Genomic DNA, 19,473 nt, shown 5'->3' on the forward strand with positions numbered 1-19,473 from the left:
CGCCATATCGCCACCACCCAAAAGACAAGAGACTAAAAAATGACGCTTACCAAAAACGATATCAGTGGCCTTTATACCGCCATTGTAACGCCCTTCACCCAAGACAAATCCGTCGACCACAAAGCATTGGCTGATCTGGTCACCCGGCAACTTGAAGCGGGTGCCACCGGCATCGTCCCGATTGGCGGCACTGGCGAATACCCTGCGCTATCGCGTCAGGAACGCAAAGACATCGTCAGAACCTGTGTTGATGCGGCTGGCACAGCACCGGTCATTCCCGGTGTCCTTTCCACCGGTTTCCATGACGCTGTTGAAGCAGGCAAGGATTTCGAAGACGTTGGTGCTGCTGCGGTCATGACCGTTACCCCATATTATGCTGCGGGCACGCAAGATGGTATGCGCGAATATTTTGCCAATTACCGCAATGAAATTGGCGTTCCTGTTTTACTTTATGAAATACCGCGCCGTACGACCGTCGCTACCAATGCGGAAACCATTCAGGCAATGGCGGAAGACGGCTCGATCATTGGCATGAAATGTTCGAACTACGACATGCCCGCTTTCATCAAGACCATGAAATTGGCTGGTGACAAAATGGCTATTCTCAGTGGTGAAGAACCCCTGTTTGCAACACATGTAACAATGGGTGCCAAGGGTGGTGTTTTAGCATCGGCCAATGTCTATCCGAAAATCTGGATTGAGGTCTTTAACTTGGCACGCGAAGGAAAACTGAAAGAAGCCCTCGTACTTCAGACCAAGCTGGATACCGCGATTGATGCCATCTTCCGTGAAACCAACCCGGGCCCGCTGAAGAAATACATGGAAATGGCTGGTTATTCTGCCGGTGGTGTTCGCTTACCGCTAGAAGGCCCGTCAGACCACACCATCACTGCGCTTAAAACCGCATTTGATGCCGCCTCGCTTGCAAACGTAGCCTGATTTATCTTTCCAAGGACCAGCCATGATTGATCGTCTCCACCAAATCCTCGGCGATAAAGGTTTGATTACCGATCCTCAAGAAATGCACCCTTACTTGATCGATTGGCGTGATCGCAGGAAAGGCAATGCTCTTTGCGTTGCGCTTCCAGCCAATGTCGAGGAGGTCTCCCGGACGATGAAAGTGGCTGCCGAGGAAGGGCAGCCGGTATTTCCCCTTGGGGGGAATACCGGTCTTTGCTATGGCGGGGTTCCCGAAAGCCCGTCTCCGCAAGAAAAACCGGGCATTGTCATCAGTCTTCAGCGGATGAAACAGATCCGTGAATTTGATGCCGCCGCAAATATTGCAACCGTTGATGCGGGCGTGATCCTTGCCGAACTTCATGAAAAATGTAAGCCCCACAAACGCCAGTTCCCACTGTATCTTGGCAGCGAAGGCAGCGCACAAATCGGCGGACTAATCTCGACCAATGCCGGTGGTACCGGGGTTGTCAAATACGGCCCGATGCGCGATCTGGTCTGCGGGATCGAAGTCGTTTTGGCTGATGGTCGCATTCTGACCGATCTCGAAGGGTTGAAGAAAAACAACACCGGCTATGACCTTAAACACCTGTTCATCGGAGCCGAAGGAACCCTTGGCATCGTCACAGGGGCGGCTTTACGCCTGCATCCGGAAAACACCAATGATGCCCATGCGTGGGTGTCGGTTGATAGCCCCGAAACAGCCGTGCTCCTTTTCACCGAATTTCAAGATAAATGCGGTCCCTATGTCGAAGCCTTCGAATTGCTATCGGGCACTGAAATTGATGCCGTCGTACGCCATATTGATCGCATACACATCCCGTTCGAAACCGTGCCCGACTGGTCACTGATGATCGAGTTGACCTCAACTGATGCATCAGTTGACCTTAATGGTGTGTTTGAAGAAATCCTTGGCGAAAACCTTGAAAACGGATCGGTTCTGGATGCCTTCATTGCCAGTAATTCCCAACAGGCAGAACAGATATGGCATGTGCGCCATTCCGTGACCGAAGCCAACAAACTCGAAGGCATGGGCCTTGTCCATGACGTCGCAGTGCGTGTTTCCAAAGTCCCTGCTTTCATCGCCAAGGCCAAGGAAGTCACCGCTGAAAAATTCCCGATGGCCACCCCCATTTTGGTCAACCATCTGGGCGATGGCAATGTGCATTACATCCTGATGTTCCCGCATAATTATTGGCAAGGCCTGTCTAACCCGGACACCGTCACGCACGACGTTCAGGCTTGTGTGCATGATATCGCCGCCAGCTTTGGGGGAACCTTCAGTGCTGAACATGGTGTCGGCCGTAAATTGACTGATGAATTAAAACGTCTGGCAGACCCGTTGCGGTACGAGTTGATGAAAAGTGTAAAACACACTTTTGATCCGGATAACCGCATGAACCCCGGTGTGCTTTTTCAATAGCGACATTTGATCATTGCAATGTTTGATCCACTTTAACTCCCAAGCCGAAGTTGGACCGACATAACGGGCGCAACATGTTGCGCCCGTTTTCTTTTGGCAATCTCATCCTTAAATCCCGCGTGGCTTTCCTTCCATACACTCTAAGACCAGCCGATCTGATAGCAGTTCAATCCACGTCACTGGATCGTCGGACCCGGTCATTTCCCACGTTTACCCCTCGGTTACCTGCATTCACGCGATGATGTTGCATAACAAGCCAAGAGAGAGAGGCGGTCATGCAATATCAGCTTAAGATCAATGGAGAATCCCGCACCGTTGATGCAGAACCTGGCACACCCTTGCTGTGGATTTTGCGCGACGAACTGCAGCTTACCGGCACCAAGTTTGGATGTGGTGTTGCTTATTGTGGTGCTTGCACTGTGCATGTTGACGGCTACCCGACCCGATCGTGCCAAACCTTTGTTGAAGATGCGACTGAGGCCGAAATCACCACCATCGAAGGGGCAACCGACAAGGTCGCACAGGCCGTTCAGGCGGCATGGCGCGAAAAAGACGTCGTGCAATGTGGCTGGTGCCAATCTGGTCAGATCATGTCGGCCATCGGCCTTCTGACCGAAAACCCCAGCCCGACCGATGAAGACATCAAAGATTACATGGACGGCAATGCATGCCGCTGTGTGACCTATGTCCGCATTAACGAAGCCATCAAGCTGGCATCGCAAAAGCTGGAGGCCTAAGTCATGACCATCAATGTTTCACGCCGCGGTTTTCTTAAGGCAACAGCGGCGGGCACCACCGCCCTTTTGGTCGGCTTGAACGCCAAGGGCGTTTTAGCAGCAGGCACATCTGCTGCTGTTGCAACCGGCCTTAACCCCTTTGTCGAGATTGATGCCGATGGCACTGTCACCGTCATCATCAAACATTTCGAAATGGGCCAAGGTACGACAACCGGCCTTACCACACTGGTTGCCGAAGAACTCGACGCTGACTGGGATGCGGTTCAGATCGAATTCGCCCCATCCGACAATAACCGTTATGCCAACCTGTTCTTTCACGCACAGGGCACGGGCGGATCGACCTCGATCGCCAATTCCTTCATGCAATACCGCGAAGCCGGTGCCGCCGCGCGTGATCTTCTAATCCGTGCCGCCGCCCAGAAATGGGATGTGGATGCCAGCACCATCACCGTTGAAAACGGCATGCTGTCATCTGGTGGAAATTCCGGTCATTTCGGTGAATTCGTTGCCATTGCCGCAACACTTGAAGCCGTCGAAAAACCAACGGTTAAAACCCCAGATCAATTCAAACTGATCGGCAGTGAAAAACTGCACCGCAAAGACAATACCGGCAAAACCAATGGCACAGCGATGTTTGCCATGGACGTCAATCTGCCCGGTATGATCTATGCCGCCATCATCAGAAGCCCGAAATTCGGTGGCACGGTTGTCTCGTTTGATGATGCTGATGCCAAGGAAATCGGTGGATTTATTGCCGCACAGGTTCTGCCGAACAAGGCCGGTGTGGTTGCCTTTGGCAAAAACACATGGGCTGCGTTTCAGGCCCGCGATGCCTTGTCCGTTGAATGGGATTTCAGTGCGGCTGAAACACGCAGCACCGATGCCATGATTGCCGATCATAAGGCGATGCTTGATAGCCCGCAATTTGATGCCAATCACGAAGTCCCATTGGCATCGGTCGCCGCCGTTCTTGCCAATGCGACCAAAACGATTGATGCAGAATTCACCTTCCCGTTCCTTGCCCATGCACCGTTGGAGCCGGAAAACTGCACGATTGAACCCACCGAAAATGGTGTCCGCGTTCATGACGGCTGCCAGTTCCCGACCTTTACCCAGCCAATGGTCGCCGCCGTTCTTGAACTTGACCCATCCCAGGTCGAGGTCAAAACGCTGTATGCCGGTGGATCGTTCGGGCGTCGCGCTAATGCGACATCGGATTACAACACCGAAGCAGCCATGGCCTTTGCCGTTTCGGGGCGTAAAGTACCGGTCAAACTGGTCTGGAGCCGCGAAGACGATATTAAAGGCGGGTATTATCGCCCGATGTCTGCCCACCGGGCAAAAATCGGCCTTGATGCCGATGGCAAGATCATTGGCTGGGATCACCGGCTTGCGATCAAATCCATCGTAAAAGGCACGCCTTTTGCCGGAATGGTCCAGAACGATATTGACCCAACATCCGCCGAAGGTGTCGCGGAAAGCCTTTATAACGTGCCGAATTTCGGCATTGGCCTTAGCGATTTTCAAACGCCCGTTCCAATCAATTGGTGGCGTTCAGTTGGCCATACCCATACAGGCTTTGTCATGGAAACCCTGATGGATATGGTCGCAACTGAAACCGGTCAGGACCCGATTGAAATGCGCCTTGCGATGCTTGACGGTGGTACTGCCAATCAGGCCCGCATGATTGAGGCCATCAAACATGTCCGCGATATTTCCGGCTGGAAAAAAGGCGATAAGCGCGGCTTTGCATCGCACTTCTCATTTAACACCTGTGTTGCGGTTGTTGCTGATGTCACGGTCGATGGCACCACGGTCAAGGTCAACAAACTGTTCATGGCGGTTGAATGCGGGGTTGCAGTAAATCCCGATGTCATCCGCGCCCAGATGGAAGGCGGCGCTGGCTTTGCCTTGTCTGCCATCTATCGCAATCAGATCACGCTAAGCGACGGGGAAGTCGATCAATATAACTTCCCTGATTACGATCTGCTGCGCAATCACGAGATGCCTGAAGTCGAGGTCGTCATTGTTCCATCGAACAATGCACCGACAGGTGTTGGCGAACCGGGCGTGCCCCCAACCGGGCCGGCCGTTGCCAATGCGATCTTCGCACAGACCGGAACGCGGATTATGGATCTTCCCATGTCCAAGGCTGGTTTCGACTTCATGTAAGGCAAGCTGCCCGGGAAATGTGTTTTCTTCCCCCCCGATGTTTCCCGGGCAGTGGTCCTTCCCCAAAAGGGATCAAGTGATGAGCAACCAACTTTCTGCAATGCTAAGTGCGTGGCATCAAAACCGTGACACCACCCAATGGGTTCTTGGCACGGTATATCGCACCGATGGATCGGCCTATCGCAAGGCCGGTGCCATGATGCTGATCAATGGCCATGGGCAACAATTTGGCCTGCTGAGTGGCGGGTGCCTGGAAGCCGACACCATCCGCAATGCCCGCAAGGCCATGCATACCGGCAAAACCGTCATGCTGACCTATGACGGCAATGATGAAGATGATCTATCCTTCAAACTTGGTGTGGGTTGCGGCGGCACGGTTCACATCATGCTGCAGCCATTAAGTGCGCAAAACGATCTTGGGCTTTCGGATTTACATGCGGCTTTGACGCACCGTGAAAGCGGGCTTTATTTCCAGAAAATCGGTGCTGTCGAAGGCTATTTCGAAACCAGCAAAATCACCGGTCAACGCCCTGCCCATATTGAAAACCGCCATGATGGCGACTGGCTGGTCACAGTGATCCTGCCCGAACCCCATATTCTGGTGGTTGGTGGCGGCATTGATGCCCGCCCGGTGATCAATATCGCCCATCAAATGGGCTGGAAAACCACATTGGTCGATCCACGTCCGGCCAATGCACGGGCTGAACATTTCCCCAATGCCGACACCATCTTGCGCAAAATTGATGCTGGCCTTGTCCGTCATGTTCAAAATCAAAAGATCGATGCCGTGATCTTAATGGCGCACAGCATCTCCATTGATGCCGCTGCCTTGGCGATGTTGCACAGCTTGCCGGTCAAGCATCTTTCGGCCCTTGGCCCGCGTCACCGATTTACCGATGTTTTGAACCAAGCGGGCCTTCATCGCAGCGATCTTGCCTTTGAAATATCCAGCCCTGCCGGTTTGGATATTGGTGGTCAATTGCCTGAAAGCATCGCGCTTTCGATGCTATCGGGCATTCATAGTGCGCTGTTCAAACAGCTTGCCGCACCGGCCTTGGCACAGGCGGCGGAATGATTGCAAAAACGCCATAACCACCGCGGTTGATAAACCCAAACCACACTTGGCTGCCCTGATTTTGGCGGCCGGTGAAAGTGCGCGGTTTGGCGGGCGCAAACAATTGGCATTGATCAATGGCAAACCCATGATCCGCCATGCGCTTGATACGCTTAACACCACAACGGCCATGGAAACCTTTGTGGTTTTGGGGGCTTTTGCCGATGAAGTCGCCCCGGTACTTGGCGCTGCTGCCCATATCATTCGCAATGAAAACTGGGCGGCAGGCATGGGAAGCTCAATCGCATGCGCCATGTCAGCCATTGCTGACCAAGGCCGTTTTGACGGTGTTTTGATCACCCTGTGTGATCAGGTGAAACTGACCGTTGGCGATTACACCAAACTGATTGCAGCGTTTGACCAGCAACACATCCTTGCGACGCGCCATAAGGATGGTTTTGGTGTCCCGGCGATTTTCCCATCCCATATGTTTAAAACGCTTCAAACCCTGTCAGGTGCGTCTGGTGCCCGTAAAATGCTGAATGGATCAAACCATGACGTTATCGGGATTGATCTGCCAAATGCCGCCATCGATATCGATACAGTTAATGATCTGAAAGCCCTGCAAAGTCAGACGGGGTAATCATAGGGCCAGCGACATCGTGAATGTTTCAAGCTGACCTTGGATTGAAATTGCGCCATGCTGAGATGGCGCAGATAAAGAGATAACGTGAATGAAAGCCACTGCCAACATCATGGTCCTTCTGGTCGAGGACAATATGGACCTTGCCGCAACCGTCAGTGACTATCTGACGATTGAAGGGGTTGAGTGCGACCATGCCTATGATGGTGAAACCGCCTATCAACAAGCATTAACCGGCGAATATGACGTCATTTTGCTGGATATCATGTTGCCATTTCGCGACGGCATTAGCATCTGTCGCGCCCTTCGCGATGAAGGCATTGATACGCCCATCTTGATGTTAACTGCGCGTGATACGCTTGAAGATAAGGTCGAAGGTTTCCATGCCGGTGCCGATGATTATCTGGTCAAACCGTTTGAATTGGAAGAACTTCTGCTGCGCACCCGTGTCCTTTCACGTCGGCGCAGCGGCGAGGTAAAGCGTTTTGCCCTGCAAGACCTTATGATTGATTTTGAAAACCGGTCTGTCATGCGATCAGGTCAAGTCATCAGTGTATCGCCAACCGGATGGACGATTTTGGAAGTTTTGGCCCAAAACAGCCCGCGTGTTGTAACGCGCTCGCGCCTGTCGATGGCACTGTGGCAGGGCGACCCGCCCGATACCAATGCGCTGAAAACGCATCTTTACAAATTGCGCCATCGGATCGACAAACCGTTTGAGCAAAATCTGATCCACACCATACCGGGCCAAGGCGTGGCCCTTCGCGAGTAGTCATGAACACCTGTTGTGCACCAAAAACCAAATCCTTTTCCCGCTTTGTGCGTAATTACGTGCTGCTGGGTCTGGTGATCACGCTGGTTCTCTATACGGCGGTGCTGAACTTCTACATGCTCTATGGCAAATGGATGGTGGCTTCCTTTCAGCTTCAACTGATTGCCGAACAATATGACGATCAGCTTGCCCGCGATCCCAACGCCCCCTTGCCCAAGGGTTTCAATATTGAATCCTTTGAACGTTTTGACGAGCTGCCCGCAGAGTTGCGCGCTTATGCAAGCCCGAATAACCTCGAACTTGGCGAGCTTTTCTACATCAACACGGATCAATATACCGACCAGAAAGACCCGGAAAATCCGATCTTTCTGGTGTTTCCGCATCGCTTGGCGGATGGGCGCGAAATCCTGATTTTGCAGACCTACCATGCCGGTGACGGCGAAAGCGTGTTTTTTGAACGGCTGCATAATCTGGCATGGTTGTCCGTTCCCTTTGCCCTGATCGTGATTGGTATTTTCGCATGGTTCCTGTGGATCATCGGCAAACGCCTGACCCAACCATCCGAACATCTGCAAAGCTGGGCCAACAACCTGACCGCAGACCGTCTGAATGACCCCATTCCCGATTTCGGGTTTGAAGAACTGAACGATGTTGCCCATGAGCTGCATCGATCCGTTGATGAGATTGACCGGTTTGTCGCCCGTGAACGTGAATTTCTGCGCCAAGCCAGCCATGAATTGCGCACCCCGGTGACCATTGTTTCGGGCAATGTCGAACTGCTTGAAAAAAGCCCGCTCAACCAGACACAGGCACGTGTTCTGGCCCGGATCAAACGTGCCAATCGTAACATGCAGCAATTGCTTGAAACGCTGTTGTGGCTGGGACGTGAAAACACCCCCTTAAGCGAAACCGAAACCCTTAATTTCCCAGCCTTCATCGAACAGGAAATCAGCGACCTTTCCTATTTGATGGAAGGAAAGCATGTCACATGCAGCTTCACGCCCGATCACCCCGACACATTAATTGCAGTATCGCGCCCGGCCCTGATGATTGTGGTTTCCAACCTGATCCGCAACGCGTTCCAGCACACCCCAAAAGGCCAAGTCACCATCACGCTTACCGGCAGTGAAATCCGCGTTGAAAACACCATTTCGACCTGCAATGGCCAATGCACCACCCCACAGGGCGAAGGCATTGGTTTGCATCTTGTCCGCCGGATTTGTGAACGGCTTGATTGGGATTGCACGCCAACACATCTTGCCAATGGCGGCATGTCGGTCACCTTTGACCCCGGCGCAGACAAGCTGGTTCAATCTGTTGTGGAACTGGCTGGCGAATAATTCCGTGATCGCGGCCAATCACATGACCCTGCCTGTGCGCGGTTGATCCAATCCGGAAACCTGACCGTCAAACTATCGGGACAGCCTTTTGGCTGTCCCGTTTGTTTTGTATGAGGATTTAGGGCCGGTGCAGTCGGGCGGCGGGATGATCGAACGTCACCCGACCATTTTTCATCCCCCAAACCGGGCGGCTGATTTCCGAAACCACCTGGGCCCGGCTTTGCGCCGGAAGGACGATGAAGTTTGCCGCTTCGCCAACTGCGATTTTGCTGGACCGGCCCAGCAATTTGGCCGGGGCATCCGCGACCATGGCAAAGCAGTTTTCAAGTTCTGCTTCGGTCGAAAGCTGACTGACATTGGCATACAGGTTTGCCATGCGTGACAGCGAACAATCGCCATAAGGTGTAAACGGGTTCAGCACATTATTGGTTGCAATCGTGCAACACACACCATGTGCAGCCAGTTTATGTGCCGGGGCCACCCCCCTTGGAACCGAATGATCATGATCGCGCCCGGTCAGGAAAAGATCGGTTGCCGGTAACACCGTCAAGCCAATGCCCGCATCACGCATCATGGCAATGGTGTCTTCCAATTCCGGCTTTGGCAGGACCGAAAGTTTGGTCACATGACCAATCATCACCCGGCCTTGCCAGCCAAAGGCAATTGATTGTTTCGCCACTTCATCAAGATGCCGCCAACTGCCATCAAGATCAAAATCCAGATGGAAATCCAGATCGACATCATATTCGCGCGCCATCTCGAACAACCGCAAAATTTGGCCATTCGGATCGGTATCCATATACGGACAGCCGCCCAGCAGATCCGCACCATTATCCAAGGCGTCGCGCAGCAATTCTTCGGTCCCGGGATAATTAAACAGCCCTTCCTGCGGAAAGACGCAAATTTCAATATCCATCGCCCATGCATAGTCGGCCTTCAAACGCTTGATGGCGTTAAAGCCGGTCAATCCGATGCCCGGATCGATTTCAACATGGGTGCGGACCGCGTTGGTGCCTTCGGTAATTGCCTTTTCGATCACCCGTGCGCCACGGGCGTAAATGTCATCTTCGGTAAAACCGCTTTTGGCATTGGCCACCGCACGGATCGCCCCGGCAAGGGTGCCGGTTTCATTTTTCGCCCGATCAAGAATACAGGCTTTGTCCAGATGCAGATGGCTTTCGACAAAGCCGCAATTGATCAACTGACCTTCGGCATCAAAGCTTGGGGCTTCAGCAGCAATCGATTGGGCAATTTCGACAATTTTTCCGTCCCGAATGGCAAGATCGACAAGCGCGTTTTCACCATTCAGGCAGGCGTTCCTCACCAGATAATCAAGCATTTTCGCATGCCACCTTTTTTTGATTTGTATCGTCCTTTTCGCTGCCGCCCAGATAGGCGGCAATCAGGCGTTCATCCTGACGCAGGTCTGCGGCCTTGCCTTCGGCAACCACCTGTCCCTGTTCAAGGACATAGGCGTAATCAGCCACGGACAGCGCCATGGTCGCCATCTGATCAACCAGAAGGATCGTCACCCCGTCATCGCGAAGCTCGCCCAGAATGGCGTAAAGTTCTTCGACCATTGCCGGTGCCAGACCAAGGGAAGGTTCATCAAGCAGCAATGCTTTTGGCTTTGCCACCAGACCACGGGCAATCGCCATCATTTGCTGTTCACCACCGGACAACAAACCAGCCGGGCTGTTGATGCGATCACGCAAACGCGGGAAGCGGTTCAGAAGGGTTTCGAGTTCCTCGGAACTCACCGGTTTTGGTTGCTTATAAGCCCCCAGTTCGATGTTTTCGCGCACGGTCAGTTCCGGAAAGACCTGACGTCCTTCGGGGACAAGGATCAATCCCTGTTCGACGATCTGATGCGGGGCAAGGGCATGGATATATTCGTTATTCAAAACGATGCTGCCCTTTACCGGGCGCAGCAATCCGGCAAGTGCGGTCAGGAAGGTTGACTTGCCCGCGCCATTGGCCCCAAGCAGCGCCACCATCTCGCCCTGGCGAACCCGGATATCGACCGATTGCAAGACCGGTGCGGCACCATATCCCGCGGTCAGGCGCAAGGTTTCAATCACCGGCGATGCCCCGGCTTCGAACGGCACCGGACGTGGACGGGCTTTCATTTTGCCATCACCCAGATAGGCGGCAATCACCCGTGCATCCTTTTGCACATCCTGTGGTGCGCCAAAGATAATCGGCGTTCCGGCATCGACAGCCAAAATCTGATCGGAAATTCCCATGACCATTTCCATGTCATGTTCGACCAGAACCACCGTAATCCCGGCATCGGCCAATTGACGCAGAAGTTTCGCCAGGGACACCTTATCGGCATGCATCAAACCGGCAGCCGGTTCGTCAAGCAACAACACGCCCGGTTTGGTCGCCAACGACCTTGCGATTTCAACCAATCGCCGATCCACATGCGGAAGGTCGCCCGCCCGGGCATCAATGTCGCCGTGATAGCCGCAAAAAGCCAAAAGGCCTGCTGCATGATTGCGGTTTTCATCCGATGCAATCGCACTGAACGGCTTGCCAAAACGCCCCACCGGGAAACCGGCGATCACGTTATCGATCACGGACATATTTTCAAACAAACGGGTTGCCTGATAGGTCCGTGAAATGCCATTGCGCGCCGCAAAGTCCGTCGGCTTACCGGCAATATCCTGTCCGTCAATCCGAACAGCACCGGCCGTTGGTTTGTAAAAACCACTGATGATGTTCAGCAACGTGGTTTTGCCCGCACCATTCGGACCAATGATCGAGGTGACCTCGCCCGGTTTGGCGGTGAAGGATACGTTGTTCACCGCCTTCACCCCGCCAAAGGCAATCGAAATATCCTCGGCACTCAGACCATCAGACTTGGCATAGGCTTTTAACCCGGCCTCGATCTCGTCAGCGGGAATTGCGCTTACACCGCGTTTTTTAAGCGGGATGAAGCGTTCAACCACACCGACAATTCCGCGCGGTGCAATCAACAAAACACCAATCAAAAGTGCGCCAAAGATCAGCAGACGATATTCGGCAAAATCAGCCAGCATTTCGGGCAAAAGAACCGAAACAGACGCCCCGACAAGCGGGCCAAGCACAGTCCCGGCTCCACCCAGAATGACCGCAAACAGATACAGGATCGATTGGCTGATCGGGAAGTTCGATGGCGCAATAAACATCATCAAGGGGGCATAGAGCGCCCCGGCAAGTCCCGCCATGGCCGCAGCAATGGCAAAGCCACTGGCCTTGACCGCAAAGGCGTTATAGCCAAGCGAACTGGCGGCAATTTCGGCATCGCGCATGCTGGTCATTGCCATGCCCCAGCCACTGGTCGCCAACCGGCGGAAGGCAAGCAGTGCCACCCCGCCCAGAATGACGCACAGCATCACCAGATCGCTTTCACTAAACATATAGCCAAACAGATCCGGCATCGGGAAACCCATCAAGCCGTTCTGCCCGCCGGTCAAAGCCCGCCATTCAATGGCACCATGTTCGACGATAAAGGCAAAGGCAATCGTCACCATCGCCAAAAACGGCCCGGCCATGCGCACAGCAGACAACGCAAGAACACAGCCCGTGACCCCAGCGATCAGTGTTGCCGCGATCAAGGATAACCAGAAATTCACCCCGGCCAGTGTCAGGATGGCACTGGCATAAGCGCCGATGGCAAAGAAGCCAACCTGACCAAGCGAGACCAGCCCGGTTAAACCATACAGAACGTTCAGGCCGACACATAAAACAGTCGAGATCGCGACAAGACCGATAATGAACTGGGTATAACCACCCGTGATCGAAACACCGATCAATCCGCCAAGCACGGCGAGTAGGATCACGCTATCAAGGGCGATGGATTTGTTGAGTTTGGGAATGGGATTTTTGAATTCGAATTTCATTTTCATCATCAAACCTTTTTGATCGCCGTGCGCCCAAAAAGCCCACTTGGTTTGATGGTCAGAACCGCAATCACGAGCGCGAACACGACGATAAAGGTATAGGACGAGCCGAGATAGGTGGTCACACCGGCTTCCACCAGACCATAGATGAACCCGGCTAACATCACGCTATAGGCCGATGTCATGCCGCCCAGAATGGCCACCGCAAAGGCCTTAAGCCCAAACAGCGTTCCCATATCCGAATGCACGGAAAACAAAGGTGCGATCAAAAGCCCGGCACAACCGGCCAGCATCGATGAGATTGCAAATGAACCGGTCACCATAACCGTGGTGTTAATCCCCATTAGCTTGGCCGCCTGAAGGTTTTGCACGACGGCCCAAAGTGCCCGTCCCTGACGGGTGCGGCGGAACAAGGCATGCAGGGTCAGTGCGACACCAATGGCGGCAATCGGGATCAGGATTTGTTGTGGATAGACACCGGTGCCAAACACATTCCAGCTTTCCCCGACAAGGGCAGATGGCAAGGTGCGTGGTTCATTGCCAAAGGTGAACAAAACCGCGTTATCAAGCAAAATACCGCCCGCAACCGTTGCCATAAGCCAGGCTTCCGAATTGCGCACAGCAAATGGACGGACAAGGAAAAACTCGACCAGAATACCGGCAATACCACAGCACAAAATCGCCAATGGATATCCGACAATGACCGGGAAACCGTATCTCTCACAAAAGACAAAACCCAGTACGGCCCCCAGCATGACCATGGACCCTTGGGCGAAATTGACCTTTGAGGATACCGAATAGGTTATCTGAAATCCGAGCGCGATCAGCCCGTACATACTCCCCAGACCGATACCGGTAATCAGGGCCGCGATTAATAATGTCATTGCCAGTCGCCTGCTTATGGATTGCACAAAAGTGCATCATTCAAAAAATGGATAAAGCCCGTGTGGCGCGCGATGGGCCGCGCCACACGGGTTTAAAAGATGGATTATTTGATCGGAATGATCTGGCCTTCGACGAAATGCGCGAAGGTGTAATCTTCCGGACCAAGCGCGTCCTGATCGTCCGGGGTGAACGGCGTGTCATAGGTTTTGATCATGCCTTTGACACCGCTGATTTCGTACATTGCTGCGCGAATGGCCGGGCCATCGGTTGAGCCGGCTTTATCAATCGCCGCTGCGATCAGAAGGGTCGCATCATAGGCATTGGCAATACCGGTTGCCGGGGTCACGTCAGCCAGTGTTTTGATTTCAGGATATTTTTCCTGAAGTTTGGCAAACATCGGATCAGCCACATCGGTAAACAGATAGGTCTGGATGAAGTGGACCTTCTCACCCGATTTGCCGGCAAGTTCGGTGAAGCGACCACCGGACGGGCCCCAATGCGATGAAATCGGAACATCCCAACCCATACGATCAAGCGACTTGATCACCTGTGCGGTCGGGGCAACGTTGGCAACAACAAACAGGGAATCCGCGCCGTTTTCTTTAAGGCGGGTCAGCTGCGGGACAACGTCAACGTCGTTGGATTCAAACTTTTCGATCCCGGCATGGGCCATGCCACGTTTATCAAGTGCCTTGAGCAAGCCTTTTTCGTTGGACTCACCCCACGGGTTGTTGATCAGGATCATGCCCGGTTTTTTGGCACCGTAATTTGCGATCAGATATTCAGTGATCGCTTCGTCGACATATTCATCAACGGCTGAAACACGGAAGACATAGTTTTCTTCAGCACCGTTTTTGGTGATCCCGGTTCCTGCAGCCCACGGGCCGATGAACGGGACTTTCTGCTGATTGACGAAAGGTACAATGGCAAAGGAAACCGGCGTATCAAGACCCCCGATGATCGCAGCAACACCTTCGCGCTGTACCAGTTCACGTGCAGCAACCAGACCTTTGCCCGGGTTGCTTTCATCATCACGTGAGACAAGTTCAAGCGACTTGCCAAGAACGCCGCCTTCGGCATTGATCTTGTCAATCGCAAGCATGATACCACGCGTAATCGCCTCACCCGATTTGGCCGACTGACCACTCAGCGCAGCAACAAGGCCGAGCTTTACGGTTTCATCAGCACGGGCGTTATGGGCAGGCAAGGTGGCAGCAAACATCATTGCAGCCGCAGCACCCAGAAGGGCGGCACGGCGCGTCAGTTTCGGGATAGGCGAAGAAATAGGCATGTGAGACTCCCTGATTATATGACTTTCGCATTCAGTCGTCGCAGTTTCACGGTGCGCGCCAAATAGCCATCGCACTGCAGCAAAGAGCGTGCCAAGAATCTAAATCCCCGAAAATCAAGGGCTTGGATGATTTCTTACCAAGCCTCAAAAGCCATTTGCCTTATGTATACGCAAATTGCATGCAATTATTGCATAAAATTAGTGCATGCAAATTTTTTGCCCGCGTATTATGCTGGCGACAGATCACATGCAGTAAATGAGGATTTCCAAATGACCGAGCAGACCGCGGTAAATGTGCTTGATACGCTGCCGCCAGAAGCCCAGACCGTGCGCAATTTTCTTGATGCGTCGATGAAGCCTGACCCGGAACTGGCCGCGACTTTCATGTCTGATGATGTCGTGATCACCTTTACCGATGGTCAGAAATACGACCACCCGTCGGGCACGACCGCCTTTAACGCGGCACGTTATAAATGGGTGAAAAAGAAGTTTGGTCAGTTTGACGTTGCCAATACCGATGGTCAGACCGTGGTTTACAGCACGGGATGGCTTTATGGCGAATGGCCAGACGGCACCCCGTTTGAAGGCAACCGTTATGTTGATCGTTTTGTGATCAAAAACGGCAAAATCGTCAAAATGGATGTCTGGAATGAAAGTGCCGAACGCATCTTGGTGCGCAAAGGTATCAAGGCATAACCCCGCCCGATATGAATGACGCTGCATCAAACCTTTTTGGTCATTTAATGCACCAGACACCAAATCGCCTGCTCTTGCGGACGGGCGGTTATGTGCGCGGCGGCACTGTTGCTTTATGCCCCGCCGTCGCGCACTTTTTTGGCATAGGGTTCAAGCGCGTCCAGATACAAAAGCGGCCCACCTTCGTCGGTGGTGAACAATGCCCTGTCGGCAACGGCGGTCAGATGATGGCGCATCAATTGGCGCGCCGTATCTTCATCCCCGGTGGCCAATGCTTCGATAATCTGGCGGTGTTCCTGAATACCGCAATCGGTCGAGTGTGGTCTGGCATAGAGCGACAGCGTCAAGCCACAGCGATAGCCGATTTCTTCGACATAGCGCAGCAAAACCGGGCTTCCGGCAAGCTTGGCCAGCAAAATATGGAATTCGGTCGCAAGCCGGATCGATTTTGGCTCGGAGGCATGTTCGGCTTCGACTTCCTTGGCAAGATGGCCTTCAAGTTCGGCCAGAACCGCCGGGTTCATGTTCTTGATCACCCGGCTGATCACAAGGTCTTCGATCTGGGTGCGCAATTCAAACAGATCGCGGGCTTCTTCCAGACTGGGCTTGGCAACCATCGCCCCCTTGTTGCGGCGAAGTTCGATCAGACCTTCGGCAGCAAGACGTTCAAGCGATTGACGAATAAGAGTCCGGCTCACCCCGAAACGTTCGCCAAGGGAATCTTCGGGCAATTTCATCCCGGGCATCAACACACGTTCGAGAATTGCCGACCGCAAGGCCGAACTGATCATGTCCGTGCGATGCTTAACCTTGTCAGATGCCTTCATGCCTATCCGTCACGTTTCATGCTGCATACAATTAACCGATTCAGTTTGTATAGTTGATTGCATACAATTGCGCCACACCCGATCACATCTATGCCCGATCAATCCGTCCAGCCAACCGCCCATCTCAGAAAGAAGAACCCGTTATGACCGACCGCACACCATCATCATTACCCCGCGCCATGGTCACCAGCCCAAGTACCGCCGCCAGCCAAGCCGGGGCGGATGTCCTGAAGAATGGCGGCACTGCGATTGAGGCGGTTGTCGCAACTGCCGCGATGTTAGCGGTAACATACCCGCATTTCTGCGGCATTGGCGGTGACGCGGTCTGGATGGTCTCGGACGCATCAGGCAAAGTACAATCGTTCCTGGGCATCGGTCAGGCCGTCGAAAATGCGGGTGATAGCATCACGCCAAACAAACCGATCCCGGTGCGCGGGGTTGGCTCGACCCTAACCACGGCCTGCACGGTTGATTCATGGCAACATGCCCTTGATCATTCCGCGCGGAACTGGGGCGGGAAACAAAATCTTTCTGATTTGATTGCCCCTGCGATTGATCTGGCTGAAAACGGTTTTCCGATCAGTGCGTCGCAATGTTTCTGGCTTGATTTCCGTAAAGAGGAAATTGGCACCTGGCCGGGCTTTACCGATATCTTTGCCCCCAATGGCAAAATGCCGATCGCGGGTCAGCATTTTTACCAACCGCAATTGGCCGATAGCCTGAAACGCATCGCGAAACATGGCGCGCGGGACTTTTACGAAGGTGGCTTGGCGGACCGGATTGTTGATGGCCTGTCCAAACTCGGATCGCCGATTACCAAGGCCGACCTTGCCAAAACCCGCACAAGAACAGTGGATGCCGTATCGCTTGACTATGGCGACGTGACATTGTTTGCCCCGCCTGCCCCGACCCAAGGATTGGCAACCTTGATGACCATGGGGGTTTTGCGTGAACTCGGTACAAAAAACTGGGCCGAAGGCACGGCAGATCATTACCATCTGGTGGTCGAAGCAATTAAACGCGCCTTCTTGCAACGCGATCAGATTGCCGATCCTGATTTTAGCCTGCATGATTTCGCGGCAATGCTTGGCACTGAAAGCCTTTCTTCTGCCGCGGCCGACATTTCCCCGGACAAAGCAATGGATTGGCCCCATCCGTTCCGCCATGGCGATACCGTCTTTTTGGCGGCCAAGGACGCGCAAGGCAATTGCGCCAGTGTCCTGCAAAGTACCTATTTTGACTGGGGCAGCGGGGTTGTTGCCGGCGATACCGGCATTGTCTGGCAAAATCGTGGGGCTGCCTTTAGCACCAATCCCAACCATCCCAACACCATCAAACCCGGCAAACGCCCGTTCTATACATTGAACCCGGGTATCGCGCTTAAGAACGGTAAGCCACATTTGCTGTATGGCACCCAAGGGGCCGATGGACAGCCACAAACCTTGGCGATGCTTCTGACCCGGTTGCTTGATTTTGGATTGTCACCGGCAGAGGCATTGGCCAAGCCGCGCTTCTTGCTGGGCAAGACATTTTCCGATGCCAATGACAGCCTGAAACTTGAAGTCGATGCGGGTGATGATGTGTTTGATACGCTGTCCGCGCGTGGGCACATCTTACGCGCCATCGAAGCCCAAAACGCCCTTGCCGGTCAGGCGGGGATCATTCGAATTGATGATGACGGGTTCGTTGACGGCGCACATGATCCGCGCAGCGACGGGATGGCGATTGGCGTTTGATCAACCAGCATTAATCGACACCGTGCGTTGGTGAATACGGGCGGACGGTCTGGTTAATCGCGCCAAAAATCGATGCGCCGTCTGCACCAAACATCTCGATCTTTACCTGATCGCCAAATTGCAGGAACGGTGTTTTTGCGGTGCCGTTTTCGATGGTTTCGATCATGCGGATTTCGGCAATACAGGAATATCCCGCCCCACCTTTGGCAATTGGTTTTCCCGGCTTGCCATCCAGCTTGTTTGAAACCGTGCCTGAGCCAATGATTGTTCCGGCGACCAGCGGGCGGGTACGCGCGGCATGGGCAATCAGTTGGGCAAAATCGAACGTCATATCAATCCCGGTATTGGCCCGGCCAAACGGTTTGCCATTCAGATCGACATGCAGGGGCAAATGAAGCTTGCCACCATCCCACGCAGCGCCCAATTCATCCGGGGTCACCGCCACGGGTGAGAAGGCCGAGGACGGTTTTGACTGGAAGAAGCCAAATCCCTTGGCCAATTCACCGGGGATCAAACCGCGCAGCGACACATCATTGACCAGCATGATCAAACGAATGGCATCGCGTGCCTGATCAAGGCTGGCGCCCATCGGCACATCATCGGTGATGACTGCAATCTCACCTTCCATATCAATGCCCCACGCGGGATCGGCCATCACGATATCATCACGCGGACCCAGAAAGCTGTCAGATCCGCCCTGATACATCAGCGGATCAGTCCAGAAGCTTTGCGGCATTTCCGCCCCACGGGCCTTGCGGACCAGTTCGACGTGATTGACATAGGCCGATCCATCCGCCCACTGATAGGCGCGCGGCAGGGGGGCATGAAGGTGTTGTGTATCAAGCTTGATCCGTTTGGCGATGGTTGATCCGGCATCAATCTCGTCGGCCAGTTCCTGCAAGCGCGGGGCAAATACCGCCCAGTTATCAAGGGCGGCTTGCAAGGTTGGTACAATCGCGCTGGCATCGACATAAAATGCCAAGTCGCGGGTGACCAGAACCAGTTTGCCGTCGCGGGTGCCGTTTTTAAGCGTCGCCAGTTTCATCTTGTTCT

16 protein-coding genes are annotated in these 19,473 nt (G+C 53.6%); 10 read left to right on the top strand and 6 right to left on the bottom strand.

The window, feature by feature from the left end:
- The first annotated feature begins 39 nt into the window (after positions 1–39).
- The 8 genes from dapA (at position 40) to ACQ0MK_RS13940 (ending at position 9,098) form a co-directional block, all read left to right on the top strand.
- Positions 40–939, top strand: coding sequence for a 4-hydroxy-tetrahydrodipicolinate synthase (dapA, locus tag ACQ0MK_RS13905; protein ID WP_430473132.1), 900 nt, complete (start codon positions 40–42; stop codon positions 937–939).
- Between the two features lie 22 nt (positions 940–961).
- Positions 962–2,380 (top strand): FAD-binding oxidoreductase, encoded by a 1,419-nt coding sequence (locus ACQ0MK_RS13910; protein WP_430473133.1) that lies wholly within the window; start codon positions 962–964, stop codon positions 2,378–2,380.
- 275 nt (positions 2,381–2,655) lie between these two features.
- A complete protein-coding gene (locus ACQ0MK_RS13915; RefSeq protein ID WP_430473134.1) occupies positions 2,656–3,117 on the top strand; it encodes a (2Fe-2S)-binding protein in 462 nt (153 codons plus the stop codon).
- Between the two features lie 3 nt (positions 3,118–3,120).
- The gene (locus ACQ0MK_RS13920) at positions 3,121–5,289 is read left to right on the top strand and encodes a molybdopterin cofactor-binding domain-containing protein (protein ID WP_430473135.1); all 2,169 of its coding nucleotides are present in this window, start codon (positions 3,121–3,123) and stop codon (positions 5,287–5,289) included.
- A 79-nt stretch (positions 5,290–5,368) separates the two neighbouring features.
- Positions 5,369–6,364 carry an XdhC family protein gene (locus tag ACQ0MK_RS13925; RefSeq protein WP_430473136.1) on the top strand — a complete coding sequence of 332 codons (996 nt, stop codon included), beginning with the start codon at positions 5,369–5,371 and terminating at the stop codon, positions 6,362–6,364.
- Positions 6,365–6,410: 46 nt separating this feature from the next.
- Entirely contained in the window at positions 6,411–6,986 is a 576-nt protein-coding gene (locus ACQ0MK_RS13930; protein ID WP_430473137.1) for a nucleotidyltransferase family protein, read from the top strand.
- 91 nt (positions 6,987–7,077) lie between these two features.
- Complete coding sequence (locus ACQ0MK_RS13935) at positions 7,078–7,758, top strand: response regulator transcription factor (protein ID WP_350044135.1); 681 nt, start codon at positions 7,078–7,080, stop codon at positions 7,756–7,758.
- 2 nt (positions 7,759–7,760) lie between these two features.
- Positions 7,761–9,098 (top strand): sensor histidine kinase, encoded by a 1,338-nt coding sequence (locus ACQ0MK_RS13940; protein ID WP_430473138.1) that lies wholly within the window; start codon positions 7,761–7,763, stop codon positions 9,096–9,098.
- 118 nt (positions 9,099–9,216) lie between these two features.
- Here the strand turns inward: ACQ0MK_RS13940 and ACQ0MK_RS13945 are convergent, their stop codons facing one another.
- From ACQ0MK_RS13945 to ACQ0MK_RS13960, 4 genes are all read right to left on the bottom strand, one after another.
- Entirely contained in the window at positions 9,217–10,437 is a 1,221-nt protein-coding gene (locus ACQ0MK_RS13945; protein ID WP_430473139.1) for an amidohydrolase family protein, read from the bottom strand.
- A complete protein-coding gene (locus ACQ0MK_RS13950; RefSeq protein WP_430473140.1) occupies positions 10,430–12,985 on the bottom strand; it encodes an ATP-binding cassette domain-containing protein in 2,556 nt (851 codons plus the stop codon). The genes ACQ0MK_RS13945 and ACQ0MK_RS13950 overlap by 8 nt, the downstream gene beginning before the upstream one ends.
- 8 nt (positions 12,986–12,993) lie before the next feature.
- Positions 12,994–13,869 (bottom strand): branched-chain amino acid ABC transporter permease, encoded by an 876-nt coding sequence (locus tag ACQ0MK_RS13955; RefSeq protein ID WP_430473141.1) that lies wholly within the window; start codon positions 13,867–13,869, stop codon positions 12,994–12,996.
- Between the two features lie 104 nt (positions 13,870–13,973).
- Positions 13,974–15,161: an ABC transporter substrate-binding protein gene (locus ACQ0MK_RS13960; protein WP_350044146.1), complete on the bottom strand. Its 1,188-nt coding sequence runs from the start codon at positions 15,159–15,161 to the stop codon at positions 13,974–13,976.
- Positions 15,162–15,431: 270 nt separating this feature from the next.
- Here ACQ0MK_RS13960 and ACQ0MK_RS13965 point away from each other — a divergent pair, with 270 nt between their 5' ends.
- Positions 15,432–15,857 (top strand): nuclear transport factor 2 family protein, encoded by a 426-nt coding sequence (locus tag ACQ0MK_RS13965; protein ID WP_350044147.1) that lies wholly within the window; start codon positions 15,432–15,434, stop codon positions 15,855–15,857.
- Between the two features lie 113 nt (positions 15,858–15,970).
- Here ACQ0MK_RS13965 and ACQ0MK_RS13970 read toward each other — a convergent pair whose 3' ends face one another.
- Positions 15,971–16,684, bottom strand: coding sequence for a GntR family transcriptional regulator (locus ACQ0MK_RS13970; RefSeq protein ID WP_350044148.1), 714 nt, complete (start codon positions 16,682–16,684; stop codon positions 15,971–15,973).
- A gap of 143 nt (positions 16,685–16,827) precedes the next feature.
- Here ACQ0MK_RS13970 and ACQ0MK_RS13975 point away from each other — a divergent pair, with 143 nt between their 5' ends.
- On the top strand, positions 16,828–18,420 hold the full coding sequence (locus tag ACQ0MK_RS13975) for a gamma-glutamyltransferase family protein (protein ID WP_430473142.1): 1,593 nt from the start codon (positions 16,828–16,830) through the stop codon (positions 18,418–18,420).
- Between the two features lie 10 nt (positions 18,421–18,430).
- Here ACQ0MK_RS13975 and ACQ0MK_RS13980 read toward each other — a convergent pair whose 3' ends face one another.
- Positions 18,431–19,465, bottom strand: coding sequence for a fumarylacetoacetate hydrolase family protein (locus ACQ0MK_RS13980; RefSeq protein WP_430473143.1), 1,035 nt, complete (start codon positions 19,463–19,465; stop codon positions 18,431–18,433).
- Positions 19,466–19,473 lie beyond the last annotated feature (8 nt).

This window comes from Thalassospira lucentensis (assembly GCF_050516545.1).
In the GTDB taxonomy this organism is placed as follows: Bacteria; Pseudomonadota; Alphaproteobacteria; order Rhodospirillales; family Thalassospiraceae; genus Thalassospira; species Thalassospira lucentensis_C.